The following is a 26,530-nucleotide window of genomic DNA, read 5'->3' as shown; positions in this document are numbered from 1 at the left end:
CTCGTCTTGGAAATATGGCCGGCAAAGCCTGCCGGCGTGGCGCGTCGAGGAGAGCATGGGCTCAGGCCGGCGGCGCGCGGGACGAGAAATGCAGGTGGGGCGGGATGGGCAGGGACGGCAGGGCCCGGGTGGGCCGGCAGGCCTGGCCGAGGTCGCGCGCGGGCGCGATCTGCGCCTGCACGGCGGGCGGGGGCAGGGCGGCATGGGCGCCGGCCAGGCATAGCGGGCATTGCAGGGCGGCCAGCGCATGCGGATCGCCGTCGCGCGGATCCTGGGGCGCGGGAACGCTGCCCTGCGCCGTGCACAGCACGGACAGCCATGGCGGCGGGCCCGCCGATGCGTGCGCGACGGGCTTGGCCGTGTGCCAGAGCACGCACAGCAGTGCCAGCCAGACGAAGCGCGGGGAAGCATGAACGGCCATGGGCGGGATGATACCCCAGTCCCGCTCCGGGGCCTGCCGCGCTACTCGGGCTTGATGCCCGCCTTGCGCGCGACGTCGCCGAACAGTTTCACCTCGCGTTCGATGCGGGCTTTCATCTGGGGCGCGGTCTCTCGCATCGGTTCGAAGCCGGCGGCGCGCAGCCTGTCGGCGTACTCGGGGTTGGCGACGACCTTGCCGACCGCCTCGGCCAGCCGCGCGCGGACGGCCGGCTCGACCCCCATGGGCAGCATGATGCCGAACCAGATGCTCATGATCACTTCGGGATAGCGCTCGGCCGCGGCCGGCACCTCGGGCAGGGCGGGCAGGCGCCTGGGTTCCATCACCGTCAGCGGCAGCAGCCGGTTGCTGCGTATGTATTCGGCCGACGGCGCATAGGTGGCCGAGGCCAGGTTGATCTGCCCGCCGACGGCGTCGGCCACCACGGCGGCCGCACCTTTGTAGGGCACGTGCACCAGATCGATGCCCGCGGCCGACTTCAAGAGCTCCACGGCGAAGTGCTGCGGCGTGCCGTTGCCCGAACTGCCGTAGGTCAGCCTGCCCGGATTGGCCTTGGCGTACTTGACCAGCTCGTCCAGGGTCTTGACCGGTGCCTGGGGATGGGCAAGCAGCAGCAGGGGGGTACCGCCGATCAGGCCGATGGGATCGAGGTCGCGCGCGATGTCGAACGGCAGGTCCTTCTGCATGGACGGCGCGATCGTGCGCGCGCTGTCGGCGAACAGGATGGTGTAGCCGTCGGCGGGGCCCTTGGCCACCATGTTGGAGCCGATCACGCCGCCCGCGCCGGGACGGTTCTCCACCACCACCTGCTGGCCGAGTTCGGCCGACAGGTAGGGAGCGATGAGCCGCGCGACGATGTCGGTGCCGCCGCCGGGGCCGAAAGGCACGACGAAGCGGATGGGGCGGGAAGGGAACGTATCGGCCCTGACGGGCGCGGCGGCCGCGCAGGCCAGGCCCGCCAGCGCGGCCGACAGCAAGGCGCGTCTCTGCATGGTGTCTTCTCCGGTGGTGCGGGCGCGATGGATGCTCGCCGCCTCGTCATGGGAACGGCCGGAGCCTGACATGCTGCGGAACACAGGCGCCGGACCGGCCGTGCTGCGGCAAATTACCGGACGGTCCGGTGTTGATCAAGATTGAATGTTGAATGAAGTTTCAGGCGGGAACCGCCCGCGCCAGCGCGGTTCCAGGCGTGGTGGCAGCCGTGGCTTTAGATATCGAACCCACCTTGGTCGGCGATGGCTCCAAGGTCGCGCATGCCGTGCAAAACGCGCACGATCACGACTGCGGTTTCGCTTGCCTGATAGTAGATGGCGTAGGCCCCGTGGAAGACCACACGCAGGTCCCGCCCGAGTTGTCGCCGTTCCGGATGTCCCAGAGGGTATGCCAGCAATCGCTCGCACGTTCCGTACAGCTTGTTCAGGAACCGGGTAGCGGTCGCCTCCGAAGCTCCCTCGGCAATATACGACCAGATTTCCGCCAGATCCTGTTCGGCGCTGTCGGTTATTTGGAGCGTGCGGCTAATAGCTGCTTCCCCCGGGCGATGATGCGGTCCGCGTCAAAGGTCTTGACTCGGCCTGCGGCTACGTCGACCAAGCCCTGGTCGATATCCGCCTTGAGGGCGGATAGTTCATTGAGCATCAGTTGGCGGCGTGTCTTCCATTCGCGCAAGGCCTCACGTACGACCTCGCTGGTCGAGGCGTATTCGCCGTCATCCACGGCTTGCTTGATGGAGGCGGCCATTTCCGATGGCATGGTGATTGTCAGGCGTTCCAGCGTAGTGGGCATGAATCACTCCCGATAACATCTTCATAAATCATACTTTTTCATACTGAAGCGCTCAAGTCCTCCGCCGCGAGAGGCCGGTCGGACGCGAGAAGGCCAAATGGCAAGGGAAAAGCAAAAAGCCCTTACGGCGAAACCGTAAGGGCTTTTTGCTTGAATCTGTGGCTCCCCGAACTGGGTTCGAACCAGTGACCTGCGGATTAACAGTCCGTCGCTCTACCGACTGAGCTATCGGGGAATCGAGCCCAAAACTATAGCATGCCCCAACGCTAGAGCGCAACCAGGGCATCCCGGATCCGGCTCTGGCGGTCCGCCAGTGCCGCCCCGCGGGGTCCGGCGCCGGGCCGCCCCAAGGCGGGCCCCGGCCCCCTCGGGGGGCTGCCGCGTAGCGGCTGGGGGCTCACCATGCCGGGCGCGCGTAAGCGCGTAGGGGGGTTACTTCAACACAGCGGCGATGCCGTCGGCGACGGCATCGATGTTGCGGCTGTTGAGCGCGGCCACGCAGATGCGGCCGGTCGAGACGGCATAGATGCCGTGCTCTTCGCGCAGGCGGTCCACTTGCGCGGCCGTCAGGCCCGAATACGAGAACATGCCGCGCTGCTGCAGCACGAAGCCGAAGTCCCGCGCAACGCCGCGTTCCTTGAGCTTGGCGACCAGGGCGGCGCGCATGGCGCGGATGCGTTCGCGCATCTCGCCCAGCTCGGCTTCCCATTCGGCCCGCAGTTCGGGCGAGGTCAGTACCTGGGCGACCACCGTGCCGCCATGGGTGGGCGGGTTGGAGTAGTTGGTGCGGATCACGCGCTTGAGCTGGCTCAGCACGCGGCCGCTTTCTTCCTTGTCGGCGGCGACCAGGGACAGGGCGCCCACGCGCTCGCCATACAGCGAGAAGGACTTCGAGAAAGACGAGCTGATCAGGAAGGTCAGTTCGGCGTCGGCGAACTGGCGCACGGCCGTGGCATCGGCGTCGATGCCGTCGCCGAAGCCCTGGTAGGCGATATCCAGGAAGGGAATGAGCTGGCGCGCCTTGACCACCTCGACCACCTTGGTCCACTGGTCGGCGGTCAGGTCCACGCCCGTCGGGTTGTGGCAGCAGGCATGCAGCACGACCACCGTGCCGGCGGGGTAGCTTTCCAGCGCGGCGATCATGCCGGCGAAGTTCACGCCGTGGGTGGCTGCGTCGTAGTAGGGATAGTTGACGACCTCGAAGCCGGCGTACTCGAACAGCGCGCGATGGTTTTCCCAGCTCGGGTCGCTGATGGCGACCTTGGCCTGGGGAACCAGGCGCTTGAGGAAGTCGGCGCCGATCTTGAGCGCGCCCGTGCCGCCCAGGCTCTGGGCCGTCAGGACCCGGCCCGCGGCGATCAGCGGGGAGTCGGCGCCCAGCAGCAGCTCCTGCACCGCGCGGTTATAGCCCGCCAGCCCTTCGATGGGCAGGTAGCCGCGCGCGGCGGCCGCGTCGATGCGCGCCTGCTCGGCCTTGCGAACCGCCTTCAGAAGGGGAATCCGGCCTTCGTCGTTGTAGTACACGCCCACGCCGAGATTGACCTTGTTGCTGCGGGTGTCGGCGTTGAATTGTTCGGTAAGGCCCAGGATGGGGTCGCGAGGGGCCAGTTCTACGGCGGCGAAGAGCGAAGTCATGAAAAGCGTCCGTTAAGCGCGCGGGGTTGAAGGGAGAAGTGGTGCAGGGGATAATGGCAGGTTGGTTTTTACAATACGAAACGCATCGGGGTCCGGAACTCTGGGACCCTTTCGCTGCCGAAGTTTTCCTGATGAAACAAGAGTCTAGCATGCAGACTACGCCTTCCGATGGGTTGAACGACGCCGCCGCGGTGGTGGCGGCAGCCGCCGGCGAGCAAGGCTTCGAGCCCCGTTTCGTCACCTACGACGGCAGCCCTTTCCAGCTCTACCAGCCCTATCCGCCCGCCGGGGACCAGCCGACGGCCATCGCGCAACTGTGCGAAGGCATCGAGGACGGCCTGATGTACCAGACCCTGCTGGGCGTGACCGGCTCGGGCAAGACCTACACCATGGCCAACGTGATCGCCCGCATGGGGCGTCCGGCCATCGTGCTGGCGCCCAACAAGACGCTGGCCGCCCAGCTCTACGCCGAGATGCGGGAATTCTTCCCGCGCAACGCGGTCGAGTATTTCGTCTCGTACTACGACTACTACCAGCCCGAAGCCTACGTGCCGACCCGCGATCTCTTCATCGAGAAGGATTCGTCCATCAACGAGCACATCGAGCAGATGCGCCTGTCGGCCACCAAGAGCCTGCTCGAGCGCCGCGATACCATCATCGTGGCCAGCGTTTCGTGCATCTACGGTATCGGCAATCCCGACGACTATCACGACATGGTGATGCTGCTGCGCACCGGCGACCGCATGGGGCAGCGCGACATCATCGCGCGGCTGGTGGCCATGCAGTACACGCGTAACGATACGGAGTTCATGCGCGGCACGTTCCGGGTCCGGGGCGAGCTGATCGACGTCTTCCCGGCCGAACACGCCGAGCTGGCCCTGCGCATCACGCTGTTCGACGACGAGGTCGAGACGCTGGAGCTGTTCGATCCGCTGACCGGCAAGGTGAGGCAGAAGATCCTGCGCTTCGCGGTCTACCCGGGCTCGCATTACGTGACGCCCCGCGCCACCGTGCTGCGCGCGATCGAGACCATCAAGGAAGAGCTGCGCGAGCGTACCCGCTACTTCGTCGACAACGGCCAGCTGGTCGAGGCCCAGCGCCTGGAACAGCGCACCCGTTTCGACCTCGAGATGCTGCAGGAGCTGGGATTCTGCAAGGGCATCGAGAACTACTCGCGGCACCTGTCGGGCGCCAAGCCGGGCGATCCGCCGCCGACGCTGGTGGACTACCTGCCGCACGACGCCCTGATGATCATCGACGAGAGCCACGTCACGGTGGGGCAGGTCGGCGCCATGTACAAGGGCGACCGCTCGCGCAAGGAAACCCTGGTGAACTACGGCTTTCGCCTGCCGTCCGCGATGGACAACCGGCCGCTGAAGTTCGAGGAATTCGAGTCCAAGATGCGCCAGACCATCTTCGTCTCGGCCACTCCGGCGGACTACGAAAAGAAGCATGCCGACGCCGTGGTCGAGCAGGTGGTGCGGCCGACCGGCCTGGTCGATCCCGTGGTCGAGATCCGGCCCGCGCTGAACCAGGTGGACGACGTGCTGGGCGAGATCAACGAGCGGGTGGCCCGCAACGACCGGGTGCTGATCACCACGCTGACCAAGCGCATGGCCGAGGACCTGACGGACTTCCTGACCGACCACGGCGTGAAGGTGCGCTACCTGCACTCGGACATCGATACGGTCGAGCGCGTGGAAATCTTGCGCGACCTGCGCCTGGGCACCTTCGACGTGCTGGTCGGCATCAACCTGCTGCGCGAAGGGCTGGACATCCCCGAGGTGTCGCTGGTGGCCATCCTGGACGCCGACAAGGAAGGCTTCCTGCGGTCCGAGCGCAGCCTGATCCAGACCATAGGGCGGGCGGCGCGCAACCTGAACGGCAAGGCCATCCTGTATGCCGACCACATGACCGACTCGATGCGGCGGGCGCTGGACGAGACCACCCGCCGCCGCGAGAAACAGTTGCGCTTCAACGAGGAACGCGGCATCGTCCCGCAAGGGGTCAAGAAGGAAGTGCGGGACCTGATCGACGGCGTCTATGCGCCGTCGGATGGCATGGACGGCGGCGAGTCGCTCGAGGCGGCCCGCTTCGAGGCCATGGGCGAGAAGCAGATCGCCAAGGAGATCAAGAAGCTGGAGAAGGCGATGCTCGAGTACGCGCGCAACCTGGAGTTCGAGAAAGCCGCGCAGGCCCGCGACCAGTTGCTGGCGCTCAAGCAGAAGGTATTCGGCGCGGGCGGGCAGCAGGCCGACGAGGACGCCCTGAACGCCGCCGGGCCGGCGCGCGCGTGAAGCACCCGTTGGCGGGTGCGGCGGACTTGTGCATCGCGAGATAGTTGTGCACCGATTTGGTGCTCGAACGGGGCGAGACAAGGATTCGTCCGTGGAACCGCTATTGTGCGCGGTGTTTGCCCATGGTGCCCAATCGCTAACGCGTGAAAGGTAACGCCCTGATTCTAAAGAGGTTTTTAAAGCACCACATTTTCATGTGCTTATAAAAAAAGCTTGAACTATCCGGGGTTTTCCCGCACACTTCTGGACATGATGACCAAGGTACTGTTTGTGTGCATGGGCAACATCTGTCGCTCGCCGAGCGCAGAGGGCGTGTTTCGCCGCTTGGTGAAGGACGCCGGTCTTTCCGACGTTGTCCGTATAGAATCGGCCGGGACGCACGCCTTCCATATTGGCGAGCCGCCCGATGCCCGTATGCAGGCTGCCGCCCGCAAGCGTGGCTATGACATCAGCGAAATCCGCGCGCGCCAGATCCGTGTGGACGATTTCCGCGAATTCGACATGATCCTGGCAATGGACTGGGACAACCTGTCCTTGCTGCAACAGCAGGCGCCCAAGCAATATCAGCACAAGCTGATGCTGCTGATGCGCTTCGCCAACGAATACGAGGAAGCCACCGTCCCGGATCCGTACTACGGCGGGCCGGAAGGCTTCGCCAAGGTGCTCGACTATATCGAGGACGCCTGCCAGGGTTTGCTGGAAGTCGTGCGCAAGCGCGCCACCCAGTACCAGGCGGCCTGACTCCAGGTCGCCGTTTCGTTCTGTCCCTCATTGCAGGCCCGGATCGCGTCCGGGCCTTGTTTTGCCGGCGACGGCCCCGTCGCCAGACGCCGCGGCTGGCCCCCCGACCGAATTTTTGCGCCGCAGCATCACCCCCTGGTAATTTCCCGAATTAATCCCTAGAAAAACATTCGGGAATTGGCTATACTTGAGCAAATCGTTAAGGATTTGCTCCCGCCGGTTCACCTCAGGGGTTTCGAATGCGACTCACCACCAAAGGACGCTTCGCCGTCACTGCCATGATCGATCTGGCGCTGCGCCAGCACAGCGGCCCGGTCACCCTGTCCGCCATCAGCCAGCGCCAGAACATTTCGCTGTCCTATCTGGAGCAGTTGTTCGGCAAGCTGCGCCGGCATGAACTGGTCGACAGCATGCGCGGTCCGGGCGGTGGTTATTCGCTGGCCAAGCTGGCTCGCCACGTTACCGTGGCCGACATCATCTTCGCCGTCGACGAACCGCTGGACGCCACCGACTGCGGCGGCAAGCAGGATTGTTCCCGCGGCAACGACGGCAAGGCCGGTAAGTGCATGACGCATGAACTGTGGTCCACGCTCAACCGCAAGATGGTCGAGTACCTGGACTCGGTGTCCCTGCAGGACCTGGTCGACCAGCAGCGCATGCGCGAGTTGCAGGAAGCCAACGCCGCCAAGTCGGTGCTGATGGATCGCCGCTCGGGCGCTCCCGAATCCACCGCGACGGCCTGAGGGCCGGCGCAGCAACACAAGGGTTGGATGTCATGATCAAAACGCCGGTTTATCTCGATTATTCGGCGACCACGCCGGTGGATCCGCGGGTGGTCGACGCCATGGTCCCGTGGTTGTACGAAAAATTCGGCAACCCGGCCTCGCGCAGTCATGCCTACGGCTGGGATGCCGAACGGGCCGTCGAAATCGCCCGCGAGCAGGTTGCCGCCCTGGTGAACGCCGATCCGCGCGAAATCGTGTGGACCTCGGGCGCCACGGAGTCCGACAACCTGGCGATCAAGGGCGCGGCGCATTTCTACGCCGAGCGCGGCAAGCACATCATCACGGTGAAGACCGAGCACAAGGCGGTGCTGGACACCTGCCGCGAACTGGAGCGGGAAGGCTTCGAGGTCACCTACCTGGACGTGCAGGAAAACGGCCTGCTCGACCTGGAGGCCTTCAAGGCGGCGATCCGCCCGGACACGATCCTGGCCTCGGTCATGTACGTCAACAACGAGATCGGCGTCATCCAGGACATCGAGAAGCTGGGCGAGATCTGCCGCGAGAAGGGCGTGATCTTCCACGTCGACGCCGCCCAGGCCACCGGCAAGGTCGTCATCGACCTGGCCACGCTGAAAGTCGACCTGATGTCCTTCTGCGCGCACAAGATGTGCGGTCCCAAGGGCATAGGCGCGCTGTACGTGCGGCGCAAGCCGCGGGTGCGCATCGAGGCGCAGATGCACGGCGGCGGCCACGAGCGCGGCATGCGCTCGGGCACGCTGGCCACGCACCAGATCGTCGGCATGGGCGAGGCCTTCCGCATCGCCAAGGAAGAGATGGCCACGGAAAACGAGCGCGTGCGCATGCTGCGCGACCGGCTGTGGGCAGGCCTCTCGACCATCGAAGAGGTCTACCTCAATGGCGACATGGAGCAGCGCATCCCGCACAACCTGAACGTCAGCTTCAACTACGTCGAGGGCGAGTCCCTGATCATGGCGGTGAAGGAGCTGGCGGTCTCCAGCGGCTCGGCCTGCACCTCGGCCAGCCTGGAACCCTCGTACGTGCTGCGCGCCCTGGGCCGCAGCGACGAGCTGGCGCACAGTTCCATCCGCTTCACCCTCGGCCGCTTCACGACGGAAGAGGAAATCGACTTCACCGTCCAGCTGATCCGCGGCAAGGTCGACAAGCTGCGCGAAATGTCCCCGCTGTGGGAAATGGTCAAGGACGGCATCGACATCAACACGGTGCAGTGGGCTGCACACTGAACCAGGAGAAAAAACATGGCCTATAGCGAAAAAGTCATCGATCACTACGAGAACCCCCGCAACGTCGGCTCCTTCGAGAAGGGCGACGACTCCGTGGGAACGGGCATGGTGGGCGCGCCGGCCTGTGGCGACGTGATGAAACTGCAGATCAAGGTCAACGAGCAGGGCGTCATCGAGGACGCGCGCTTCAAGACCTATGGCTGCGGTTCGGCCATCGCCTCCAGCTCCCTGGTGACCGAATGGGTCAAGGGCAAGACGCTGGACCAGGCGCTCGATATCCGCAACACGCAGATCGCCCAGGAACTGGCGCTGCCCCCGGTCAAGATCCACTGCTCGATCCTGGCCGAGGACGCCATCAAGGCGGCCGTGAACGACTATCGTGCCAAGCACGGAAACAGCTAAGAGGAAGCCATGTCGGTAACGTTGACCGAACGCGCCGCGCGCCACGTCAGCCGCTACCTCCAGAAACGGGGGAAGGGCATAGGGCTGAGGCTGGGCGTGCGCACCACCGGATGCTCGGGCCTGGCGTACAAGCTCGAATACGTGGACGAGGCCCAGGCCGACGACCAGGTGTTCGAGAGCCAGGGCGTGAAGGTGTACGTCGATCCCAAGAGCCTGCCGTACCTGGCCGGCACCGAACTCGACTATGCGCGCGAGGGGCTCAACGAGGGCTTCAAGTTCAACAACCCGAACGAAAAGGCATCCTGCGGCTGCGGTGAGTCTTTCACCGTCTGATGCAACACGATCCCGATCACTTCGAGCTGTTGGGCCTCGCGCCCGGTTTCGCCATCGACCGCGATGCGCTGGACCGGGCCTGGCGCGAGGTCCAGGCGCGGGTCCACCCGGACCGGCACGCGGCCGGCTCGGCCCAGGAGCGGCGCGTGGCCATGCAGTGGGCCTCGCGCGCGAACGAGGCCTATCGGGTGCTGCGCGCGCCCTTGTCCCGGGCGCGCTACCTGTGCGAGCGCGCGGGCGTCGACCTGCAGGTCGAGACCAACACGGCCATGACCCCGGCCTTCCTGATGCAGCAGATGGAGTGGCGGGAGGCGCTGGACGAGGCCCGGTCGGCCCGCGACCCGGCCGCGCTGGAAGCCCTGGCGGGAGAGCTGGCCGCCGCGCGCAAGCGCATGACGGCCGAGGTTGGCCGGCTGCTGGACGAACAGCATGACTATGCCACTGCCGCCGCCCGCGTGCGGGAGTGGATGTTCATTGAAAAATTCTCCGAAGAGATCGACCTCGCCGTCGATGCTCTGGCGGAACAAGACTGAGAACAACAGGAACGCATGGCGCTTTTGCAGATAGCCGAACCCGGCATGTCCGACGCCCCCCACCAGCGCCGTCTGGCGGTGGGCATCGATCTGGGCACGACCAACTCGCTGGTGGCGTCGGTACGCAGCGGCGCCGCCGAGGTCCTGCGCGATGAAGAGGGCCATGCGCTGCTGCCCTCGGCGGTGCGCTACCTGCCGGGCGGCGACGTCCAGATCGGGCGCAAGGCGCTGGCGGCCCAGGCGCAGGATCCCCACAATACGCTGGTGTCGGTCAAGCGCTTCATGGGGCGCGGGCTGGAGGACGCCCAGCGGCTGCACGTGCCGTACGAGTTCGTCGATGCCCCCGGCATGGTGCGCATCCGTACCGTGCAGGGCGACAAGAGTCCGGTCGAGGTGTCGGCGCAGATCCTGGCCAAGCTGCGCCAGCAGGCCGAGGATGCCCTGGGCGACGATCTCGTGGGCGCGGTGATCACCGTGCCCGCGTATTTCGACGACGCCCAGCGGCAGGCGACCAAGGACGCCGCCCGGCTGGCCGGATTGAACGTGCTGCGGCTGCTGAACGAACCGACGGCGGCGGCGATCGCCTACGGCCTGGACAACGCGGCCGAAGGCATCTACGCGGTCTACGACCTGGGCGGCGGCACGTTCGACATCTCCATCCTGCGCCTGTCCAAGGGCGTGTTCGAAGTCATCGCCACGGGCGGCGACACGGCGCTGGGCGGCGACGATTTCGACGCCGCCATCGTGGCGTGGGCCGTGAACGACCGCAAGCTGTCCGGGCTGGGGCCGGAAGACCAGCGCGCCTTGCTGGTCGCGGCGCGCCAGGCGCGCGAGGCGCTGACCGACGCGGAGCAGGCCGAACTGGCCGCCACGCTGTCGGGCGGCCGCACGCTGGCGCTGGCGTTGACGCGCGAGCATTTCGAGATCCTGGCGCGTCCGCTGGTGGCCCGCACGCTGTCGAGCGCCAGGCGGGCGCTGCGCGACGCCGGCCTGGCCGCTGACGAGGTCAAGGGCGTGGTCATGGTGGGCGGCGCGACTCGCATGCCCATCGTGCGCCGCATGGTGGCCGATCTGTTCGGCACCGACCCGCTGATCAATCTCGATCCGGACCAGGTCGTGGCGCTGGGCGCCGCCATGCAGGCCAATCTGCTGGCGGGCAACCGCACGGCCGACGACGAGTGGCTGCTGCTGGACGTGATCCCGCTGTCGCTGGGCCTGGAAACCATGGGGGGGCTGGTCGAGCGCGTGATCGCGCGCAACAGCACGATCCCGGTGGCGCGCGCCCAGGACTTCACGACATTCAAGGACGGCCAGACGGCCATGGCCATCCACGTGGTCCAGGGCGAACGCGAGCTGGTGTCCGATTGCCGCTCGCTCGCCCGTTTCGAGCTGCGGGGCATTCCGCCCATGGTGGCCGGCGCCGCCCGCATCCGCGTGACCTTCCAGGTCGACGCCGACGGGCTGCTGAGCGTGACGGCGCGCGAGCAGAGCTCGGGCGTGGAAGCCTCGATCTCGGTCAAGCCCTCGTACGGACTGTCGGATGACGAAGTGGCGGCCATGCTGGCGGACGGCATGAACAGCGCCGACGTGGACATGAAGCTGCGCGCGCTGCGCGAGCAGCAGGTCGAGGCCCGGCGCCTGGTCGAGTCGGTCGAGGCGGCGCTGCAGGCCGACGCCGACCTGCTGGATCCGGATGAACAGGCCGCGATCCGGGCCCAGCTGGCGCGCACCGCCAGCGCCGCGGCCAGCGACGACAGCGAGACGGTACGGGCCCAGGTCGAGGCGCTGGCGCAGGCCACCGAGGACTTCGCCGCCCGCCGGATGGACCGCAGCATACGCCGCGCGCTGTCGGGGCGCCGCGTGGACGAAATCGTGTAAGGAAGCGCCCGGCGCTTCCGTTCGCATCATTATCAGGTTGCCATCATGCCCAAACTCACCGTGCTTCCGCACGCCGAACTCTGCCCGGAAGGCGCGGTCATCGAGGACGCGCCCTCGGGCACATCCATCTGCCGCGTGCTGCTCGACCATCACATCGAGATCGAGCACGCCTGCGAACTGTCGTGCGCCTGCACCACCTGCCACGTGATCGTGCGCGAGGGTTTTTCCTCGCTCGAATCCGCCACGGACAACGAGGAAGATCTGCTGGACAAGGCCTGGGGCCTGACTTCCACCTCGCGCCTGTCCTGCCAGGCCGTGATCGAGGATGCCGACCTGACGATCGAGATTCCCAAGTACACCATCAACCACGCCGCCGAGAATCATTGACGATGCCGGCGCAAGGCCAGGAGAACCCCGATGAAGTGGACGGACATCTACGAAATCGCCGCGGCGCTGGCCGACGCCCATCCCGACGTGGACCCGGAGCAGGTGCGTTTCACCGACTTGCACAACTGGGTGCTGGAACTTCCTGGCTTCGATGACGATCCGAAACGTTCCGGAGAGAAAATTCTCGAAGCCATACAGATGGCGTGGATAGCCGAGGCCTAGGGCCGGCGGTGCCGGCGTGCGCCGCGAGAGCCGGCCGAGTCCGGACCACGGCGATACGGACGAGCATGCGAGTGACGTTTCTGCATTTCCTGACGCGGGCCGTGCCCATCCTGGCGTCGACGGCGGCGCTGCTGGCGCTGGGCGCGTGCGCGCCCGCGGTTTCCCTGCAAGAACCCGCCGCCGCCTCGATGGTGCCCGCGGGTCCGGCCGTGCCGCCGGAGCCGGCCGCGCCCGAGCCCGAGCTGCCCTATACGCCGGTGCCCATCGTCTATGCCGTGACGGACGAGGGCACGGTCAGGGTACCGACCGCGCCGGCCTGGAACCCCGGGGCGGACATGTCGGTGGACACCCGTACCGGTACCCAGGCCTACGACCAGGCGAACCGGAAACAGTCCAGCTACGAGTTCGAGCAGAAGCTGGACGACACCTGGGTGGTCAAGCAGAACGTCCGCTATGGCCGGCCCGATAACCAGCCCGCCGTGGATTGGATCAACGGATCGCCGGCGCCGCAGGATGCGCTGGGGCCGGGGCTGGGCACCTTCAACGTCGGCTCGCAGGCGCAGGCCCGGTTCACGACGCTGGGATTCCAGCACACGTTCAAGTTCGGCTTCGATTACGTCAAGTCGCGCGACATCTACGAAAGCCGGATCGCGCCGTCGCCGTCGCTGGACATCTTCGATGCGGCCTACGGCACGGCCATCGGCCAGCCGCGCATTGCCGCGCGCTCGTTCGCGGAAGAAAGCAAGCTGGGATTCTTCGTGCAGGACCAGGTGCAGTACCGGCGGTGGGTCCTGTCCATGGTCGGGCGGCGCGACCAGAATACCCACCGCACCATCGACCTGAACGCCGCCGGGAACGACGGCACCGGCCTGCGCGAGGACGACGTCTACAGCGGCCGGCTGGGGCTGCGCTACCAGTTCGACATCGGCCTGGCGCCGTACGTGAACTATTCGCAAAGCTACGCGCCCCAGGCCGGCACCGCCGCGTCCGCCACCAGCCAGCAGTACGAGACCGGCGTGCGCTACCAGCCGCCGGCGCTCGGGCAGTTGATGACCATCACGGCGTTCAACCAGATCCAGAACAATGCCCAGACCTCCGAGGCGCAGGAAGGCTGCGCCGTGGCAGGGTGCAGCGCCTGGGCCGAACTGCGCATACGCGGCGCCACGGTCGAGAGCCGGATGCAGCCGCTGCAGGGCCTGAACCTCGTGGCCACCTACGCGGTCACCAGCTCGACCGTGATCGGCGCGAGCGAGGACGCCTACGCGGCCATGCTCGGCAATCGCTATGCGGACGTGTCCGAGCAGCGTGTTTCCGTGGGGGCCAGATACGCCGTCACGCGCGGCAGTTTCGCCGGCCTGAGCCTGGACGGCAGGGTGGGGCGCGCGGGCGCGGTCTACAGCAACGTGGCCCAGCCGGGCCTGGCCGTGGCCTATACCCTGGTGGATGCGGGCATCAACTACGACTTTGCCCACCTGAGCCCGGACCTGAAGGGCCTGAAGCTGCGCGCCAGCGCGAACAACATGTTCGATACCAGCTACGCGTCGTACTGCTACACCGATTCGTGCACCGCCGGCGGCCGCCGCTCGGTGTCGGCCATCCTGAACTATCAGGTGCCCTGGCCCTGAGACGCGGCCTGCGCCTCGTTCATTTTCTTCAATAGCCGCAGCAATTCCCGCCGTTCGGCAGGTGCCAGCATGGCCGTGGCCTCCTGATCCAGGTCCAGCGCCGTCGCGGCAGCCTTGCGGTAGAGGCGGGTTCCGGCCGGCGTCAGCAGCAGGATCTGCATGCGCTGGTCCGTGGGCTGGCGCTCGCGGCGGACCAGGCCGCGTTCGAGCAGCCGCGCCAGCACGGCCGCCATGTTGGGCGGCGAGACATTGATGGCGTCGGCCAGGCGCTTCTGGCTGATGCCCGGATTGGCGTCCAGCAGCGACAGCACGGCGAACTCCGCCTGCCGCAGGTCGTGGTCCGCCATGCGCTGGGCAAACAGGGGGCGGATGCCGGACGAGGCCAGCCGTGCGCTGTGGCCCACTAGGCCGAGCAGGAAGGTCTGGTCCAGGGGCTCCTGCGCCATCAGGCGAAACCCAGCAACTTGGCCGCGTTGTCCTTCAGGATGAGCGGATGGACCTCGGGGCGAAAGCCCGCGGTCTCGAAATCCTGCATCCAGCGTTCGGGCGTGATCAGCGGGAAGTCCGAGCCGAACAGCATCTTGTGCTTGAGCTGGGTGTTGGCGTATTGCACCAGTTCCTTGGGGAAGTACTTGGGCGACCAGCCCGACAGGTCGATGTAGACATTGGGCTTGTGCAGGCAGACCGACAGCGCCTCGTCCTGCCAGGGCCATGAGGGATGGGCGATGATGATCTTCATGTCGGGGAAATCCGCCGCCACGTCGTCCAGGTGGATGGGATTGGAGTACTTCAGCCTGAGCCCGCCGCCGCCCGGCATGCCGGTGCCTATGCCCGAATGCCCGCTGTGGAAGATGGCGGGTAGGCCGGCCTCGGCGATGACTTCGTACAGGGGGTAGGCCAGTTCGTCGTTCGGGTAGAAGCCCTGGACGGTGGGGTGGAACTTGAAGCCCGCGACCTTGTAGTCCTGGATCAGCCGGCGTGCCTCGCGCACGCCCATCTTGCCCTTGTGCGGATCGATGCTGGCGAAGGCCAGCATCATGTCGCTGTTCTCCAGCGCCGCTTCCGCGATTTCTTCATTGGGGATGCGCCGCCGGCCCAGGTTGGCTTCGGCATCGACGGTGAACATGACCAGGCCGATGCGTTTTTCGCGATAGCGCGCGATGGTCTCGGGTATGGTGGGCCGGTGCGTGAACTTGAAGTATTTCTCGGCGGCCTCGTCGAATTCCTTGCCGAAGGCATCGGGCGCGCAGCGGCAGGACACTTCAGCGTGGACATGGATGTCGATGGCGATGAGGTCGTCGATGTTCATGAGATAGTTATGAAACATAATAGATATTTTTCATAACTATACGGAGGCTGGCGGCGGGTGTCAGGAGGGGAAACCCTAGAACAAGACCGCGATGGGGACTTGCGCTATTCTTGCCGGAATGCCATGTGGCGTGATTTTCGATGGAACCGGCCTATGGCTACCGACAAAGACAACGATCCCGACCTGCAAGCCCTGATCCAGTGGTGCACCGAAGTGGAGGGCTTCCTGGTGGCCGCGGGCGCGAGCCGCGAAGAGGCCCAGGACTACATCGAGCAGGAAGCCGAGTGGTTCACCGACCAGTTCTACGACGGGCTGACCCCCGAGGAAGCCGCCAAGGCCAGCTTGAACGACCAGTAGTCCCGGCTCCGGTCACGGCCGTCCGCGCCGTGGCCGCGCCGGCCGGATCAGGGCGATGAGCTGGTCTGTGACCGGTTGCAGCGCCTGCCTGGGCCAGACCACGTGGATGGGGCGCTCGGGCAGGGCGTGCGCGACCTTCAATATCCTGAGGCTGCCGTTACCGGCATGGCGCCGCGCGACCTGCCGCGGCATGACGGCCAGCATGGGCGTGGTCGGCAGCACGCTGGCGATGGCGTCGTAGGTCCGCGCCGCCACCCGGCAGGCGGGGGGCGGCACGCCGTGGTGCTGCCAATAGCGGTCGAACTCCAGCCGCGAGGGGGTCTCCGGCGCCGGCGCGGCGAACGGATGCCGCGCCAGGGCCCCGGGTGTCAGCGGTCCGTCGGGCATGTCCGGGCCGGGTACGCCGCACACGAACACGTTGCGGTCCAGGTAGAGCTGGCGCGAGAGCAGGTTAGGCGGCATTTCCCCGAACAGCGAGAGGATCGCCAGGTCCAGTTCCCCCCGTGCCAGGGCTGCGAGCAGGGTCAGGCTGTCGTCTTCCCGCAGGTCGATCTCGACCTCGTCGGCCAGCGCGCCGGCGGGGCGATGCAATAGGCCGGGCACGACCAGGTCCAGCGCGCGGGGAATGCACCCCACGCGCAGGTGCCAGCGGCCGTCCCGCGCCATGTCCTGCAGGCGCCGCACGTCGGCGGCGACGCGGCGCGCCACCTGCTCGGCCAGGGCGCCCGCCGCCGTGGCTCGGCTGCCCTGGGCCGAGCGCTCGAACAGCCGCACGCCCATGCGTTCCTCGGCCTCGCGCAGCAGCCGCGACAGGGCGGGCTGGGAGGTTTCCAGGGCAATGGCCGCCTGGTGCAGCGATCCGGTCTCGGCGGTGGCCAGCACGGCGCGCAGGTGGCGAAGTTCCAGGGATTTGCTCATGATGGGGGGATAAGGGGGATGCGAATCTGATATCGATATATCTCATATCCATATCATTTTCAAATAACCTGGGCTTGCGTACGCTGGCGGCATTCCAACCCATGCAAGGGGCAAGTCGTGAAAGTGCGAAACGCCGAGTGCCTGACCGTTCATCCCGGCTGGCGCAAGAACCTCATCTTCATCCGGCTCGAGCTCGAGGACGGTACCGTCGGCTGGGGCGAAAGCTACAGCCAGTACGACCGCGACGAGGCCGTGGCGGCGCAGGCGCGCGAACTGCTGCGCTACCTGGTGGGGCGCGACGTCTTCAACATCCGGTATTTCTGCCAGGTGGCGTTCGACGACTATGCCCAGCGCCGCTCTTCCCTGGAGTTCTGGAGCGCGCTGTCGGGCATCGAGATGGCGATGTGGGACGCTGTGGGCAAGCTGCTCGGGCAGCCCGTGCACCGGCTGCTGGGCGGGCGGTGCCGCGAGCGCGTGCGTGTCTACGCGAACGGGTGGGGGTACAAGCTCAAGACGCCCGATGACTATGCCCGTGCGGCCGAGCAGGTGGTGGCCGCCGGCTTCGACGCGCTGAAGTTCGACCCGCTGCCGCGGCCCTGGCGTACCTATATTCCGCGCGAGCACATACTGCACGCCGTCGCGGTGGTGCGCGCCGTGCGGGACGCGGTCGGCCCGGGCGTCGAGCTGCTGCTCGACCTGCACCGCCGGCTGGCGCCGGTGCATGCCATCGAGCTGGCGCGACAACTGGAGCCGCTGAATCCGTACTGGATAGAAGAGCCGTGCCAGAAGGAGAACATGGAGGCGATCCAGGAAGTGCGCCAGGCCACGACCATCCCGGTGGTGACGGGCGAGGCGCTGTATGGCCGCGCGGATTTCCGCAGCGTGTTCCGCAGCCGGGCCGCCGACATCATTAACCCGGACGTGTCCAACTGCGGCGGCATCCTGGAACTGCTGTTCATCGCCGCGCAGGCCGAGACCGAGATGATCGCGGTGTCCCCGCACAACTACAACTCGACGCTGCTGTCGCTGTCGGCCACGGTGCACGCGGCGGCCTGCATGCCCAACTTCACGATCACCGAGTACTTCGTTCCTTTCGAGGAGTTCTCGCAGCGCATCTCGCGCCAGGCGCTCGTGCCGGTGGACGGCCACATCCGGGTGCCCGAGCTGCCCGGACTGGGGCTGGACATCGACGAGGCGGCGCTGCGGTCCATGCCCTCGCGTCCGTATCCGACGCGCAGCCTGCGGCACAGCGAGGACGATCTGCAAGCCACGTTCTGACCGCGCGTTCCACGACAACGACAAGCAAGGAGACGATCATGAATTTTCCGGTCCGTTGGTGGGGCGCCTGCGCCCTGGCGGGGATGATGCTGGCGGCGTCGCCGGCACGGGCGGCGGAATGGCCCGAGCGCCCGCTGCACTTCATCACGACCTCCGCAGCCGGCTCGCCGCTCGACACGATGATGCGCGCGCTGGGCAAGGAACTGGGCGACGTGCTCGGGCAGACGGTGGTGGTGGAGAACCGCCCCGGCGGCACGGGGGCGGTGGGCATGAACATGGCCTTGAACGCGCCGGCCGACGGTTACACGGTCGTGTCGGCCACCGGGTCCACGTCGTTCCTGATGGCCGAGAAGGACAGCCGTTTCCAGCCGTCCGATTTCATTTTCCTGCGCGCCTTGCAGACCGAGCCGTCCAGCGTGGCGGTGCGCAAGGACAGCCCGTACCACAGCCTGAAGGACCTGGTCGAGGCACTGAAGCGCCAGCCCGACAAGGTCAATATCGGCGGCTACGCCACCGCCGGATTCCACCAATACGTGCTGTACCGCCTGGAGCAGAAGGCCGGCTTCAAGTCCACCTGGATTCCCTACCAGGGCGGCACCAGGCGCTGCTGGCGCTGATGGGCGGACACCTGCATGCCGCGGTGATCACGCCCAGCACGGCCATGGCCCAGATCCGCAGCGGCGACGTGCGCCTGCTGGGCATCAGCAGCGAGTCGCGCAACGAGTTCTTTCCCGACGTGCCGACCTTTCGCGAGCAGGGGTACGATGTGGTGGAAACGCTGTGGCGCGGCGTGATGGTGATCAAGGGTACGCCGCCCGCGGTCACGGCGCGGCTGGTGCGGGGCATGGAGGATGTCGAGAAGCGGCCCTCGTGGAAGACGTTCATGCGCGAGAACATGCAGGACAGCATGCCCCTGTCGCAACCGGACCTGCAGCGCTTCGTCGCCGGCGAAGTCGCCGACCGGCGGCAGTTCCTGATGTCGCTGCAGAAGAAATAAGGCAATGAATATTCTTTGTTCGGAACGCGGCGCGCGGGAACTGGCCGACGCCGGCCTCCTGGCACGCTGGCCCGGCCGGGTCGACCTGGTCGGCATCGGGCAGGCCGACCAGGCCGACGTGGTCTTCCTGACGCGCGACATCGTCTGGCCGTCCACCGACGACTGGCTGGCGCCGGCCACCGCGGCGTTCTACGACGCGATGCTTGCCGCCCCCAGGCTGCGCTGGGTCCACACCTATGCCTCGGGCGCCGACCGGCGCATCTACCACGACCTGCGCGCGCGCGGCGTGCAGGTCACCAACTCCGCCGGCGCCAACGCCGGCGCGGTGGCGCAGACGGCGCTGGCGGGGTTCCTGTATTTCGCCCGCCGGCTGCACGTGGCGCGCCGCCAGCAACTGGAGAAGCGCTGGCAGCCGATGGCGCACGACGAGGTGCGCGCGTTGCGCAGCACCGAGGCCATGGTGGTGGGGTGGGGCGAGATCGGCAGCCGCATCGGGCAATACCTGTCCACCCTCGGCATGCCGCTGCGGGTGCTGCGCCAGAGCGCGGAACCCGTGGCCGGCGTGGTCGCCACCGGCGGCTACGAGCGCTTCCACGAATGGGTGGGGCAGGTGGACTGGGTGTTCTTCGCCTGCCCGCTGTCGCCGGCCACGCGGGGGTTGTTCAACATGGGCACGCTGGAGGCGCTGCGGGCCGAGCGGCCGCTGGGCGTGGTCAACGTGGCGCGCGGCCCCCTGATCGACACGCAGGCGCTGCTGGCTGCCCATGAGCGCGGCCTGGTGCGCCACGCCCACCTGGACGTCTTCGATACCGAGCCGCTGCCGCCGGACCATCCCCTGTGGGATTGCGAGGATTTCCTCGTGACGCCCCACATGGCCGGGACCTCGGACGGCAACCGCGAAGAGGTCGTCGACCGTTTCCTGGGGCTGCTCGCCCGCTTCCTGGAGGCCGGCGGCAACTGACGCCGGCGGCCCGGTTCAGGAGAAGAACTGGCGCCGTGCCTCGGCCGACACGTCCACGCCGGCGGCATGGGCACGCCGCAGCACGTCCCAGTAGTAGCGGTAGCTGGCGCGGTCGTGCAGCCGGCCGGCTTGCGGATCCCCGTCGCGGATGGGGCCCCAGTCGGCGCGGGCGGCGGCCAGCAGGATGCGCTCGGCGTCCGCGACGTCGGCCGCGGTGGGCGACAGGGCTTCGACGATGGGGTCGATCTGCGAGGGGTGGATGCTCCACATGCGCGTATAGCCGAATTCCTGTCCGGCGCGCCGGGCGGCGCGCGAGATCACGTCGGGTGCGTTCAGTTCGGTGACGACGTTGTGCGAGGGCACCTTGCCGTAGGCGTGGCAGGCGGCCGAGATCTCGAGCTTGGCGCGCGCGATCAGCGGATGGTCGAACTGGCCTTCGGCGGTCAGCGCGTGCGCGGGAATGGCGCAGTGGTGCGAGGACACGAAGTCCATCAGCCCGAAGGACAGGCATTCGATGGCGGGATGGGCGGCGATGCGGAAGACTTCGCGCAGTGCGCCGTGGGTCTCGATCAGCACGTGGACGGGGATCTTGCGGTCCAGTCCCATTTCCATGCCTATGCGTTCGATGGATTCGGCGGCGTTGAGGGCGTCGTTGGCGGAGTTGACCTTGGGGACGGTGATGTAGGCGAGCCGGGGGCCGGCGATGCCGATGAGGATGTCGAGGTCGCTGATGAAGGAGGGGTGGTTGACGTCGTGCACGCGCACGCCGACGCGCCCGTGGCGGTTGGCATCGCTGGCGGCCAGGCGGGCGGCCATTTCGGCGTGCTCGGCCTCGCGGCCGACGGCAGCGCCGTCCTCGCAGTCCAGGGTGACGTCGAACACGGGGCCGGCCTGGGCCTGGCGTTCCAGGCTTTTCTGCATCAGCTTTTCGGAGCCGGCGTAGTGGTCGCAGACGGGGAGGACTGCGGGGGGCTTGGCTGACTGGTGGAGGACTTCGGAGGGGTGTTTCATGGGTGCGATGTTCTGTCTGAGTTCTTGAGACGGCCGTGTCCGGGGCGGGCCTGAGGCGGGGCGCAGCGACGCCGGTCCCGCTGCGCGGGACTTCCCGTCGTCGGCAGGCTTGGCGGGGCGGTCGCAGAACTCGCGCGGGGACAGTCCCCCGGACTGTCCCTACTGCCGCGCTCGAACAGCTGCGCCCTTGCTTCCCCGCCAAGCCTGCCGACGACGGCGGCGCCGAATGCGCCCCGCCTCAGGCCCGCCCCGGACACGGCCTGCGGCAGCGAATATTGTCGCGCCGCAGGGGTAGGGGGGCGAAAAAAAGCACGCGAGACGATATCGTACTCGCGTGCTTCCTTGCCGGGCCAAAAGAACGCCGTTCTACGCCAGCCCGGTGTTACCCCAGGATGCGGTGGATCCGGCTTTGCCGGTCCACCCGCATCGCCCCCTTGAGGGGGCGCCCGAAGGGCGTAGGGGGGTGGGCTTCCCTTACAGCAGGTGCTTGACGCCGTCGCGCTCTTCGGTCAGTTCCTTCAGCGTCAGGTCCATGCGCTCGCGCGAGAAGGCGTCGATCTCGAGGTCCTTGACGACCGCGTATTCGCCGTTCTTCGTGATGACGGGAACGCCGTAGATGATGCCTTCGGGGATGCCGTACGAGCCGTCCGACGGAACGCCCATCGTGACCCACTTGCCGTTGCTGCCCAGGATCCAGTCGCGGACGTGGTCGATGGCGGCGTTGGCGGCGGAGGCGGCGGAGGACAGGCCGCGGGCGTCGATGATGGCGGCGCCGCGCTTGCCGACGGTGGGGATGAACACGTTGCGGTTCCACTCGTCGTCATTGACCACCGACAGGGCGGGCTTGCCGGCCAGGGTGGCGAAGCGGTAGTCGGGGTACATCGTGGGCGAGTGGTTGCCCCAGACGATGAGCTTCTCGATGTCGCCGACGGCGCAGCCGGCCTTGGCGGCCAGTTGCGACAGGGCGCGGTTGTGGTCCAGGCGCAGCATGGCGGTGAAGTTGCGGGCGGGCAGGTCCGGGGCCGACTTCATCGCGATGTAGGCGTTGGTGTTGGCGGGGTTGCCCACGACCAGCACCTTGACGTTGCGGCTGGCGACGGCGTTCAGGGCCTTGCCCTGGGCCGTGAAGATCTGCGCGTTGACGGTCAGCAGGTCCTTGCGCTCCATGCCGGGGCCGCGGGGGCGCGCGCCCACCAGCAGGGCCACGTCGGCGTCCTTGAAGGCGGTCATGGGGTCGCTGTGGGCGGTGACTTCCTGCAGCAGCGGGAAGGCGCAGTCCTCGAGCTCCATGATGACGCCCTTGAGCGCTTTCTGCGCCTTTTCATCGGGGATTTCCAGCAGCTGCAGGATGACCGGCTGGTCCTTGCCGAGCATTTCGCCGGAAGCGATGCGGAACAACAGGGCGTAGCCGATCTGGCCGGCGGCGCCGGTGACGGCGACGCGCATTGCGGGCTTGGTCATATGAGTCTCCGAAGAGGATGGGGGTGAGTGAGAATGACGCGACGCGCAGTGTAACTCCGCGAGGGAAGGGCACGGCGCGATACACGATGGAGAACCGGGGACGGGAGATCGACGGCCACGGCCAGGCCAGGCCAGGGCGGCTGGGCGCCAGGGTGCTGCGGGCGGCGCGGCAAGCGTGGGTCGGCATGATCGTGGGAGTGTAGGAAAATCGCCGTTGAGCGTCAATAAACATATCTTATGTTTTATATAAGACATAAGATTTTTTACGGGTTTGGTTGGACATCGCGGGTTACGCTGTGACACAATCCCGGCCATGCCGTTCAAGCCCCATCCGCCCTGCCTGTCCGCCTCGACCGACGCGCCCGCGACGGCTGGCCCGGCCATGGCCCCGGAGCCGGGTGCCCCGGGCGCGGCATTCAGTCCTTTATACAGGCAAATCAAGGGCCTGATCCTGCAAAGCCTGGATCGCGGCGAATGGAAGCCGGGCGAGGCCATCCCCAGCGAGCTGGACCTGGCTGCCCGCTTCAAGGTCAGCCAGGGCACGGTGCGCAAGGCCATCGACGAACTGGCCGCCGACAACATCCTGCTGCGCCGGCAGGGCAAGGGCACCTTCGTCGCCACCCATCACGAGGACCGCGTCCGGTTCCGCTTCCTGCGCCTGGCGCCCGACGACGGGCAGCACGCCCGCTCGCGCAGCCGCTTCCTGGAGTGCCGCCGCCTGCGCGCGCCAGCCGAGGTGGCCAAGGCGCTCGAGCTGCGCGCGGGCGACAGCGTGGTGCTGGTACGCCGTGTGCTGTCATTCGGCGAGGTCCCCACCGTCATCGACGAGATCTGGCTGCCGGGTTCCCTGTTCAGGGGGCTGACGGCCGAACGCCTGGCCGAATACAAGGGCCCGATGTACGGCCTGTTCGAAAGCGAGTTCGGCGTGCGGATGATCCGCGCCGACGAGAAGATCCGCGCGGTCCCGGCCGGAGAGCCGGAGGCCGAGCTGTTGGATATCGAGGCGGGAACGCCTCTGCTGCAGGTGGAGCGGATCTCGTTCACCTACGGCGATCGCCCGGTCGAGATGCGCCGTGGGCTGTATCTGACTTCGCGCTACCACTACCGGAACAGCCTCAATTGATGCCGTTTTGGGACACGATTTGATACGGTGGCGCTGAATGGGCGAAAATAGCAGGGTTTGCCTTACTCGGCGGCTTTCGGGCGGCTTTGCGACGCCGGCTCCTGGAACCCCGACGAGAGCCTGGCCTGCCGGCCCGGTTTTCCTAGACGACTCCTGACGCCCAGTCTCGCAACAATGGTTTTTTTCATGGTTCGCTTACTTTACCCGAGGTCGTGATGTCCGACTCTGCCGCAAAACCCCGCCCACAGTTCAGAAACATCAATATCACGCAGATCGCGCGCTACCGGCTGCCGCTGGCCGGCAAGGTGTCGATCCTGCACCGCGTTTCCGGCTTCGCGTTGTTCCTGGCGCTGCCGCTGGTGCTGTTGCCGCTGTTCGAGCGCAGCCTGATTTCTGAGATCGGCTTCGCGCAGTTCCACGATTTCGTTTCCCATCCCCTGGTCAAGATCGTCCTGCTGGGCCTGATCTGGGCGTACCTGCATCATTTCTGTGCGGGCATCCGGTTCCTGGCGCTGGATCTGCACAAGGGACTGGAAAAGCACACCGCCCAGCGCACCGCGGGCATCGTGCTGGTCGTCAGCCTGGCGCTGACCGTCGTCTTCGGTTTGAAACTGTTCGGAGTATTCTGATGTCGGCCCCGCAAAATATCGGTCCCAAGCGCCTGGTCGTCGGCGCGCACTACGGCGTGAAGGACTGGATCCTCCAGCGCATCACCGCCGTCATCCTGGTCGTCTACACGCTGGTGCTGGGCATCGGCGCGCTGGTCACTCCGGAATTTACCTACGAAAACTGGGTGCGCCTGTTCAATTTCGAAGTGCTCAGCTTCCCCCTGGGCAAGCTGCTGGCCATGCTGGCCTTCCTGTCGCTTGCCTATCACGCCTGGATCGGCGTGCGTGACATCTGGATGGACTACGTCAAGCCGACGGGCATCCGCCTGGCGCTGCAAGTCCTGACCGTTCTGTGGCTGGTCGGCTCCGTCGTCTATGCCGCTCAAATTCTGTGGAGAATCTAAGTCGTGGCCGCCGTTAAATCTTCTCTTCCGCGCCGCCAGTTCGATGTGGTGGTCGTCGGCGCCGGTGGATCCGGCATGCGTTGCTCGCTGCAGCTGGCCCAGGCCGGCCTGAGCGTCGCCGTCTTCTCCAAGGTGTTCCCGACCCGTTCGCACACCGTCGCGGCGCAGGGCGGCATCGGCGCCTCGCTGGGCAACATGAGTGAGGACAACTGGTTCTGGCACATGTACGACACCGTCAAGGGGTCGGACTGGCTGGGCGACCAGGACGCCATCGAATTCATGTGCCGCGAGGCCACCAACGCGGTCTACGAGCTCGAGCACTTCGGCATGCCGTTCGACCGCAACCCCAACGGCACGATCTACCAGCGTCCGTTCGGCGGCCATACCGCCAACTTCGGCGAAAAGCCGGTGCAGCGCGCCTGTGCCGCCGCCGACCGGACCGGCCACGCGCTGCTGCACACCCTCTACCAGCGCAACGTCGCCGCCCGTACCCAGTTCTTCGTCGAATGGATGGCGCTGGACCTCATCCGTGACGCCGAGGGCGACGTGGTGGGCGTGACCGCGCTGGAAATGGAAACCGGCGAGATCTACATCTTCGAAGCCAAGACCACCGTGCTGGCCACGGGCGGCGCGGGCCGGATCTGGGCCGCCTCGACCAACGCCTTCATCAACACCGGCGACGGCCTGGGCATGGCGGCGCGCGCGGGCCTGCCGCTGGAAGACATGGAGTTCTGGCAATTCCATCCCACCGGCGTGGCCGGTGCCGGCGTGCTGATCACCGAAGGCGTGCGCGGCGAGGGCGGCATCCTGCTGAACAAGGATGGCGAACGCTTCATGGAGCGCTACGCGCCCACGCTGAAGGACCTGGCGCCGCGCGACTTCGTCTCGCGCTCGATGGACCAGGAAATCAAGGAAGGCCGCGGTGCCGGCCCCAACGGCGACTACGTGCTGCTCAAGCTCGACCACCTGGGCGCCGAGACCATCAACAAGCGCCTGCCGTCGATCCGCGAGATCGCGATCAAGTTCGCGAACGTCGATCCCATCAAGGAACCGATCCCGGTCGTTCCGACCATCCACTACCAGATGGGCGGCATCCCGACCAACTACCACGGCCAGGTGGTCGTGCCCAAGGACGGCAATCCCAATGCCGTGGTCAACGGCCTGTACGCCATCGGCGAGTGCGCGTGCGTGTCGGTGCACGGTGCCAACCGCCTGGGCACGAACTCGCTGCTCGACCTGGTGGTGTTCGGCCGCGCGGCCGGCAACCACATCGTCGGCGCCGATCTGAAGCGCCGCAGCCACAAGGCCCTGCCGGGCGACGCCGCCGACTTCACGCTGGGCCGCGTCGACGCGATGGAAAGCCGCAAGCAGGGCGAGCGCGTGCAGGACGTCGCCAACGACATCCGCAACTCCATGCAGCGCCACTGCGGCGTGTTCCGCACCCAGGCGCTGCTGGACGAGGGCGTGGGGCAGATCCTGGAACTGGCCGAGCGTGCCAAGAGCGTGGCCTTCCAGGACCATTCCAAGGTCTTCAACATGGCACGCGTGGAAGCGCTGGAGCTGGAGAACCTGATCGAAGTGGCGAAGGCGACCATCGTGTCGGCCGCGGCTCGCAACGAGAGCCGCGGCGCCCATGCGCACAGCGACTTCCCCGAGCGCGACGACCAGAACTGGCTGCGCCACTCGCTGTGGTACTCCGAAGGCAACCGCCTGGACTACAAGCCCGTGACGATGAAGCCGCTGACCGTCGACAGCTTCCCGCCCAAAGCTAGGACTTTTTAACCCCCCCTACGCGCTGACGCGCGCCCCCCAGGGGGCGGCGCTGGCGGACCGGCAAAG

At 66.8% G+C, this 26,530-nt stretch carries 28 protein-coding genes, 1 tRNA gene and 1 pseudogene; 19 read left to right on the top strand and 11 right to left on the bottom strand.

Translation table 11 applies throughout. The features are described from left to right. Positions 1 to 61 precede the first annotated feature (61 nt). From ABD104_RS22555 to ABD104_RS22535, 6 genes are all read right to left on the bottom strand, one after another. Entirely contained in the window at positions 62 to 421 is a 360-nt protein-coding gene (locus ABD104_RS22555; RefSeq protein WP_343928236.1) for a DUF2946 family protein, read from the bottom strand. A gap of 41 nt (positions 422 to 462) precedes the next feature. Then, positions 463 to 1,431 (bottom strand): Bug family tripartite tricarboxylate transporter substrate binding protein, encoded by a 969-nt coding sequence (locus ABD104_RS22550; RefSeq protein WP_087841068.1) that lies wholly within the window; start codon positions 1,429 to 1,431, stop codon positions 463 to 465. Between the two features lie 215 nt (positions 1,432 to 1,646). Next, positions 1,647 to 1,898: a type II toxin-antitoxin system RelE/ParE family toxin gene (locus ABD104_RS30355; RefSeq protein WP_371696010.1), complete on the bottom strand. Its 252-nt coding sequence runs from the start codon at positions 1,896 to 1,898 to the stop codon at positions 1,647 to 1,649. A 41-nt stretch (positions 1,899 to 1,939) separates the two neighbouring features. Beyond that, positions 1,940 to 2,224 carry a ribbon-helix-helix domain-containing protein gene (locus ABD104_RS22545; protein WP_087841070.1) on the bottom strand — a complete coding sequence of 95 codons (285 nt, stop codon included), beginning with the start codon at positions 2,222 to 2,224 and terminating at the stop codon, positions 1,940 to 1,942. Between the two features lie 159 nt (positions 2,225 to 2,383). After that, positions 2,384 to 2,459, bottom strand: a tRNA-Asn gene (locus ABD104_RS22540). A gap of 197 nt (positions 2,460 to 2,656) precedes the next feature. Continuing rightward, a complete protein-coding gene (locus ABD104_RS22535; RefSeq protein ID WP_087841071.1) occupies positions 2,657 to 3,859 on the bottom strand; it encodes an amino acid aminotransferase in 1,203 nt (400 codons plus the stop codon). Between the two features lie 149 nt (positions 3,860 to 4,008). Between ABD104_RS22535 and uvrB the strand changes: the two genes are divergently transcribed. The 11 genes from uvrB (at position 4,009) to ABD104_RS22480 (ending at position 14,264) form a co-directional block, all read left to right on the top strand. After that, entirely contained in the window at positions 4,009 to 6,156 is a 2,148-nt protein-coding gene (gene uvrB, locus ABD104_RS22530; RefSeq protein WP_087841072.1) for an excinuclease ABC subunit UvrB, read from the top strand. 249 nt (positions 6,157 to 6,405) lie between these two features. After that, entirely contained in the window at positions 6,406 to 6,897 is a 492-nt protein-coding gene (locus tag ABD104_RS22525; protein WP_087779776.1) for a low molecular weight protein-tyrosine-phosphatase, read from the top strand. A gap of 239 nt (positions 6,898 to 7,136) precedes the next feature. Beyond that, positions 7,137 to 7,640 (top strand): Rrf2 family transcriptional regulator, encoded by a 504-nt coding sequence (locus tag ABD104_RS22520; protein WP_087841073.1) that lies wholly within the window; start codon positions 7,137 to 7,139, stop codon positions 7,638 to 7,640. A 32-nt stretch (positions 7,641 to 7,672) separates the two neighbouring features. After that, positions 7,673 to 8,884, top strand: a complete 1,212-nt coding sequence (locus tag ABD104_RS22515) for an IscS subfamily cysteine desulfurase (protein WP_087841074.1) — start codon at positions 7,673 to 7,675, stop codon at positions 8,882 to 8,884. 15 nt (positions 8,885 to 8,899) lie between these two features. Beyond that, positions 8,900 to 9,286 (top strand): Fe-S cluster assembly scaffold IscU, encoded by a 387-nt coding sequence (gene iscU, locus ABD104_RS22510; RefSeq protein WP_087841075.1) that lies wholly within the window; start codon positions 8,900 to 8,902, stop codon positions 9,284 to 9,286. 9 nt (positions 9,287 to 9,295) lie between these two features. Next, on the top strand, positions 9,296 to 9,619 hold the full coding sequence (gene iscA / locus ABD104_RS22505) for an iron-sulfur cluster assembly protein IscA (protein ID WP_087841076.1): 324 nt from the start codon (positions 9,296 to 9,298) through the stop codon (positions 9,617 to 9,619). Beyond that, entirely contained in the window at positions 9,619 to 10,152 is a 534-nt protein-coding gene (gene hscB / locus ABD104_RS22500; protein WP_087841077.1) for a Fe-S protein assembly co-chaperone HscB, read from the top strand. The genes iscA and hscB overlap by 1 nt, the downstream gene beginning before the upstream one ends. Before the next feature lie 15 nt (positions 10,153 to 10,167). Next, positions 10,168 to 12,030: a Fe-S protein assembly chaperone HscA gene (gene hscA, locus ABD104_RS22495; protein ID WP_343928235.1), complete on the top strand. Its 1,863-nt coding sequence runs from the start codon at positions 10,168 to 10,170 to the stop codon at positions 12,028 to 12,030. A gap of 45 nt (positions 12,031 to 12,075) precedes the next feature. Then, on the top strand, positions 12,076 to 12,417 hold the full coding sequence (gene fdx / locus ABD104_RS22490) for an ISC system 2Fe-2S type ferredoxin (RefSeq protein WP_087841079.1): 342 nt from the start codon (positions 12,076 to 12,078) through the stop codon (positions 12,415 to 12,417). A 30-nt stretch (positions 12,418 to 12,447) separates the two neighbouring features. Beyond that, positions 12,448 to 12,639, top strand: coding sequence for a Fe-S cluster assembly protein IscX (gene iscX, locus ABD104_RS22485; RefSeq protein ID WP_087841080.1), 192 nt, complete (start codon positions 12,448 to 12,450; stop codon positions 12,637 to 12,639). Positions 12,640 to 12,710: 71 nt separating this feature from the next. Next, on the top strand, positions 12,711 to 14,264 hold the full coding sequence (locus tag ABD104_RS22480) for a TonB-dependent siderophore receptor (protein WP_087841081.1): 1,554 nt from the start codon (positions 12,711 to 12,713) through the stop codon (positions 14,262 to 14,264). On the opposite strand, the gene ABD104_RS22475 is transcribed toward ABD104_RS22480, so the two are convergent. Continuing rightward, positions 14,246 to 14,710, bottom strand: a complete 465-nt coding sequence (locus tag ABD104_RS22475) for a MarR family winged helix-turn-helix transcriptional regulator (RefSeq protein WP_343928234.1) — start codon at positions 14,708 to 14,710, stop codon at positions 14,246 to 14,248. The genes ABD104_RS22480 and ABD104_RS22475 overlap by 19 nt on opposite strands. Next, the gene (locus tag ABD104_RS22470) at positions 14,710 to 15,573 is read right to left on the bottom strand and encodes an amidohydrolase family protein (protein ID WP_343928233.1); all 864 of its coding nucleotides are present in this window, start codon (positions 15,571 to 15,573) and stop codon (positions 14,710 to 14,712) included. Before ABD104_RS22470 ends, ABD104_RS22475 begins: the two co-directional genes overlap by 1 nt. 153 nt (positions 15,574 to 15,726) lie before the next feature. Here ABD104_RS22470 and ABD104_RS22465 point away from each other — a divergent pair, with 153 nt between their 5' ends. Then, complete coding sequence (locus tag ABD104_RS22465) at positions 15,727 to 15,930, top strand: hypothetical protein (RefSeq protein ID WP_087841084.1); 204 nt, start codon at positions 15,727 to 15,729, stop codon at positions 15,928 to 15,930. Between the two features lie 12 nt (positions 15,931 to 15,942). Here the strand turns inward: ABD104_RS22465 and ABD104_RS22460 are convergent, their stop codons facing one another. After that, on the bottom strand, positions 15,943 to 16,848 hold the full coding sequence (locus tag ABD104_RS22460) for a LysR family transcriptional regulator (RefSeq protein WP_343928232.1): 906 nt from the start codon (positions 16,846 to 16,848) through the stop codon (positions 15,943 to 15,945). Between the two features lie 117 nt (positions 16,849 to 16,965). Between ABD104_RS22460 and ABD104_RS22455 the strand changes: the two genes are divergently transcribed. From ABD104_RS22455 to ABD104_RS22440, 3 genes and pseudogenes are all read left to right on the top strand, one after another. Continuing rightward, positions 16,966 to 18,126, top strand: coding sequence for a mandelate racemase/muconate lactonizing enzyme family protein (locus tag ABD104_RS22455; RefSeq protein WP_132980288.1), 1,161 nt, complete (start codon positions 16,966 to 16,968; stop codon positions 18,124 to 18,126). Between the two features lie 38 nt (positions 18,127 to 18,164). Beyond that, positions 18,165 to 19,123: pseudogene (locus tag ABD104_RS30350) on the top strand (Bug family tripartite tricarboxylate transporter substrate binding protein). A gap of 4 nt (positions 19,124 to 19,127) precedes the next feature. Then, positions 19,128 to 20,084 carry an NAD(P)-dependent oxidoreductase gene (locus tag ABD104_RS22440; RefSeq protein ID WP_343928229.1) on the top strand — a complete coding sequence of 319 codons (957 nt, stop codon included), beginning with the start codon at positions 19,128 to 19,130 and terminating at the stop codon, positions 20,082 to 20,084. A gap of 15 nt (positions 20,085 to 20,099) precedes the next feature. Here ABD104_RS22440 and ABD104_RS22435 read toward each other — a convergent pair whose 3' ends face one another. Together ABD104_RS22435 and ABD104_RS22430 are read right to left on the bottom strand one after the other, a co-directional pair. After that, positions 20,100 to 21,095 carry an HpcH/HpaI aldolase/citrate lyase family protein gene (locus ABD104_RS22435; RefSeq protein WP_343928228.1) on the bottom strand — a complete coding sequence of 332 codons (996 nt, stop codon included), beginning with the start codon at positions 21,093 to 21,095 and terminating at the stop codon, positions 20,100 to 20,102. Between the two features lie 474 nt (positions 21,096 to 21,569). Next, on the bottom strand, positions 21,570 to 22,556 hold the full coding sequence (locus ABD104_RS22430; protein ID WP_087841090.1) for a malate dehydrogenase: 987 nt from the start codon (positions 22,554 to 22,556) through the stop codon (positions 21,570 to 21,572). A gap of 382 nt (positions 22,557 to 22,938) precedes the next feature. Here ABD104_RS22430 and ABD104_RS22425 point away from each other — a divergent pair, with 382 nt between their 5' ends. From ABD104_RS22425 to sdhA, 4 genes are all read left to right on the top strand, one after another. Beyond that, positions 22,939 to 23,679 (top strand): GntR family transcriptional regulator, encoded by a 741-nt coding sequence (locus ABD104_RS22425; protein WP_207958678.1) that lies wholly within the window; start codon positions 22,939 to 22,941, stop codon positions 23,677 to 23,679. A 215-nt stretch (positions 23,680 to 23,894) separates the two neighbouring features. Beyond that, positions 23,895 to 24,308: a succinate dehydrogenase, cytochrome b556 subunit gene (sdhC, locus tag ABD104_RS22420; protein WP_087841092.1), complete on the top strand. Its 414-nt coding sequence runs from the start codon at positions 23,895 to 23,897 to the stop codon at positions 24,306 to 24,308. Continuing rightward, entirely contained in the window at positions 24,308 to 24,691 is a 384-nt protein-coding gene (gene sdhD / locus ABD104_RS22415) for a succinate dehydrogenase, hydrophobic membrane anchor protein (protein ID WP_087841093.1), read from the top strand. Before sdhC ends, sdhD begins: the two co-directional genes overlap by 1 nt. Positions 24,692 to 24,694: 3 nt before the next feature. Next, entirely contained in the window at positions 24,695 to 26,473 is a 1,779-nt protein-coding gene (gene sdhA / locus ABD104_RS22410; RefSeq protein WP_087841094.1) for a succinate dehydrogenase flavoprotein subunit, read from the top strand. Positions 26,474 to 26,530: the final 57 nt, after the last annotated feature.

Origin of the sequence: Pigmentiphaga daeguensis (assembly GCF_039523035.1) — a bacterium.
Taxonomy (GTDB): domain Bacteria; phylum Pseudomonadota; class Gammaproteobacteria; order Burkholderiales; family Burkholderiaceae_B; genus Pigmentiphaga; species Pigmentiphaga daeguensis.
Note: the sequence above shows the minus strand (reverse complement) of the source record. Positions and strands in the feature narration are given on the sequence as shown.

What these genes read in the sequence shown, in the direction of transcription:
- ABD104_RS22555 (WP_343928236.1), bottom strand. Translation starts at nt 421, where the DNA reads ATGGCCGTTCATGCTTCCCCGCGCTTCGTCTGGCTGGCACTGCTGTGC.
- ABD104_RS22550 (WP_087841068.1), bottom strand. Translation starts at nt 1,431, where the DNA reads ATGCAGAGACGCGCCTTGCTGTCGGCCGCGCTGGCGGGCCTGGCCTGC.
- ABD104_RS22545 (WP_087841070.1), bottom strand. Translation starts at nt 2,224, where the DNA reads ATGCCCACTACGCTGGAACGCCTGACAATCACCATGCCATCGGAAATG.
- ABD104_RS22535 (WP_087841071.1), bottom strand. Translation starts at nt 3,859, where the DNA reads ATGACTTCGCTCTTCGCCGCCGTAGAACTGGCCCCTCGCGACCCCATC.
- uvrB (WP_087841072.1), top strand. Translation starts at nt 4,009, where the DNA reads ATGCAGACTACGCCTTCCGATGGGTTGAACGACGCCGCCGCGGTGGTG.
- ABD104_RS22525 (WP_087779776.1), top strand. Translation starts at nt 6,406, where the DNA reads ATGATGACCAAGGTACTGTTTGTGTGCATGGGCAACATCTGTCGCTCG.
- ABD104_RS22520 (WP_087841073.1), top strand. Translation starts at nt 7,137, where the DNA reads ATGCGACTCACCACCAAAGGACGCTTCGCCGTCACTGCCATGATCGAT.
- ABD104_RS22515 (WP_087841074.1), top strand. Translation starts at nt 7,673, where the DNA reads ATGATCAAAACGCCGGTTTATCTCGATTATTCGGCGACCACGCCGGTG.
- iscU (WP_087841075.1), top strand. Translation starts at nt 8,900, where the DNA reads ATGGCCTATAGCGAAAAAGTCATCGATCACTACGAGAACCCCCGCAAC.
- iscA (WP_087841076.1), top strand. Translation starts at nt 9,296, where the DNA reads ATGTCGGTAACGTTGACCGAACGCGCCGCGCGCCACGTCAGCCGCTAC.
- hscB (WP_087841077.1), top strand. Translation starts at nt 9,619, where the DNA reads ATGCAACACGATCCCGATCACTTCGAGCTGTTGGGCCTCGCGCCCGGT.
- hscA (WP_343928235.1), top strand. Translation starts at nt 10,168, where the DNA reads ATGGCGCTTTTGCAGATAGCCGAACCCGGCATGTCCGACGCCCCCCAC.
- fdx (WP_087841079.1), top strand. Translation starts at nt 12,076, where the DNA reads ATGCCCAAACTCACCGTGCTTCCGCACGCCGAACTCTGCCCGGAAGGC.
- iscX (WP_087841080.1), top strand. Translation starts at nt 12,448, where the DNA reads ATGAAGTGGACGGACATCTACGAAATCGCCGCGGCGCTGGCCGACGCC.
- ABD104_RS22475 (WP_343928234.1), bottom strand. Translation starts at nt 14,710, where the DNA reads ATGGCGCAGGAGCCCCTGGACCAGACCTTCCTGCTCGGCCTAGTGGGC.
- ABD104_RS22470 (WP_343928233.1), bottom strand. Translation starts at nt 15,573, where the DNA reads ATGAACATCGACGACCTCATCGCCATCGACATCCATGTCCACGCTGAA.
- ABD104_RS22465 (WP_087841084.1), top strand. Translation starts at nt 15,727, where the DNA reads ATGGCTACCGACAAAGACAACGATCCCGACCTGCAAGCCCTGATCCAG.
- ABD104_RS22460 (WP_343928232.1), bottom strand. Translation starts at nt 16,848, where the DNA reads ATGAGCAAATCCCTGGAACTTCGCCACCTGCGCGCCGTGCTGGCCACC.
- ABD104_RS22440 (WP_343928229.1), top strand. Translation starts at nt 19,128, where the DNA reads ATGAATATTCTTTGTTCGGAACGCGGCGCGCGGGAACTGGCCGACGCC.
- ABD104_RS22435 (WP_343928228.1), bottom strand. Translation starts at nt 21,095, where the DNA reads ATGAAACACCCCTCCGAAGTCCTCCACCAGTCAGCCAAGCCCCCCGCA.
- ABD104_RS22430 (WP_087841090.1), bottom strand. Translation starts at nt 22,556, where the DNA reads ATGACCAAGCCCGCAATGCGCGTCGCCGTCACCGGCGCCGCCGGCCAG.
- ABD104_RS22425 (WP_207958678.1), top strand. Translation starts at nt 22,939, where the DNA reads ATGGCCCCGGAGCCGGGTGCCCCGGGCGCGGCATTCAGTCCTTTATAC.
- sdhC (WP_087841092.1), top strand. Translation starts at nt 23,895, where the DNA reads ATGTCCGACTCTGCCGCAAAACCCCGCCCACAGTTCAGAAACATCAAT.
- sdhD (WP_087841093.1), top strand. Translation starts at nt 24,308, where the DNA reads ATGTCGGCCCCGCAAAATATCGGTCCCAAGCGCCTGGTCGTCGGCGCG.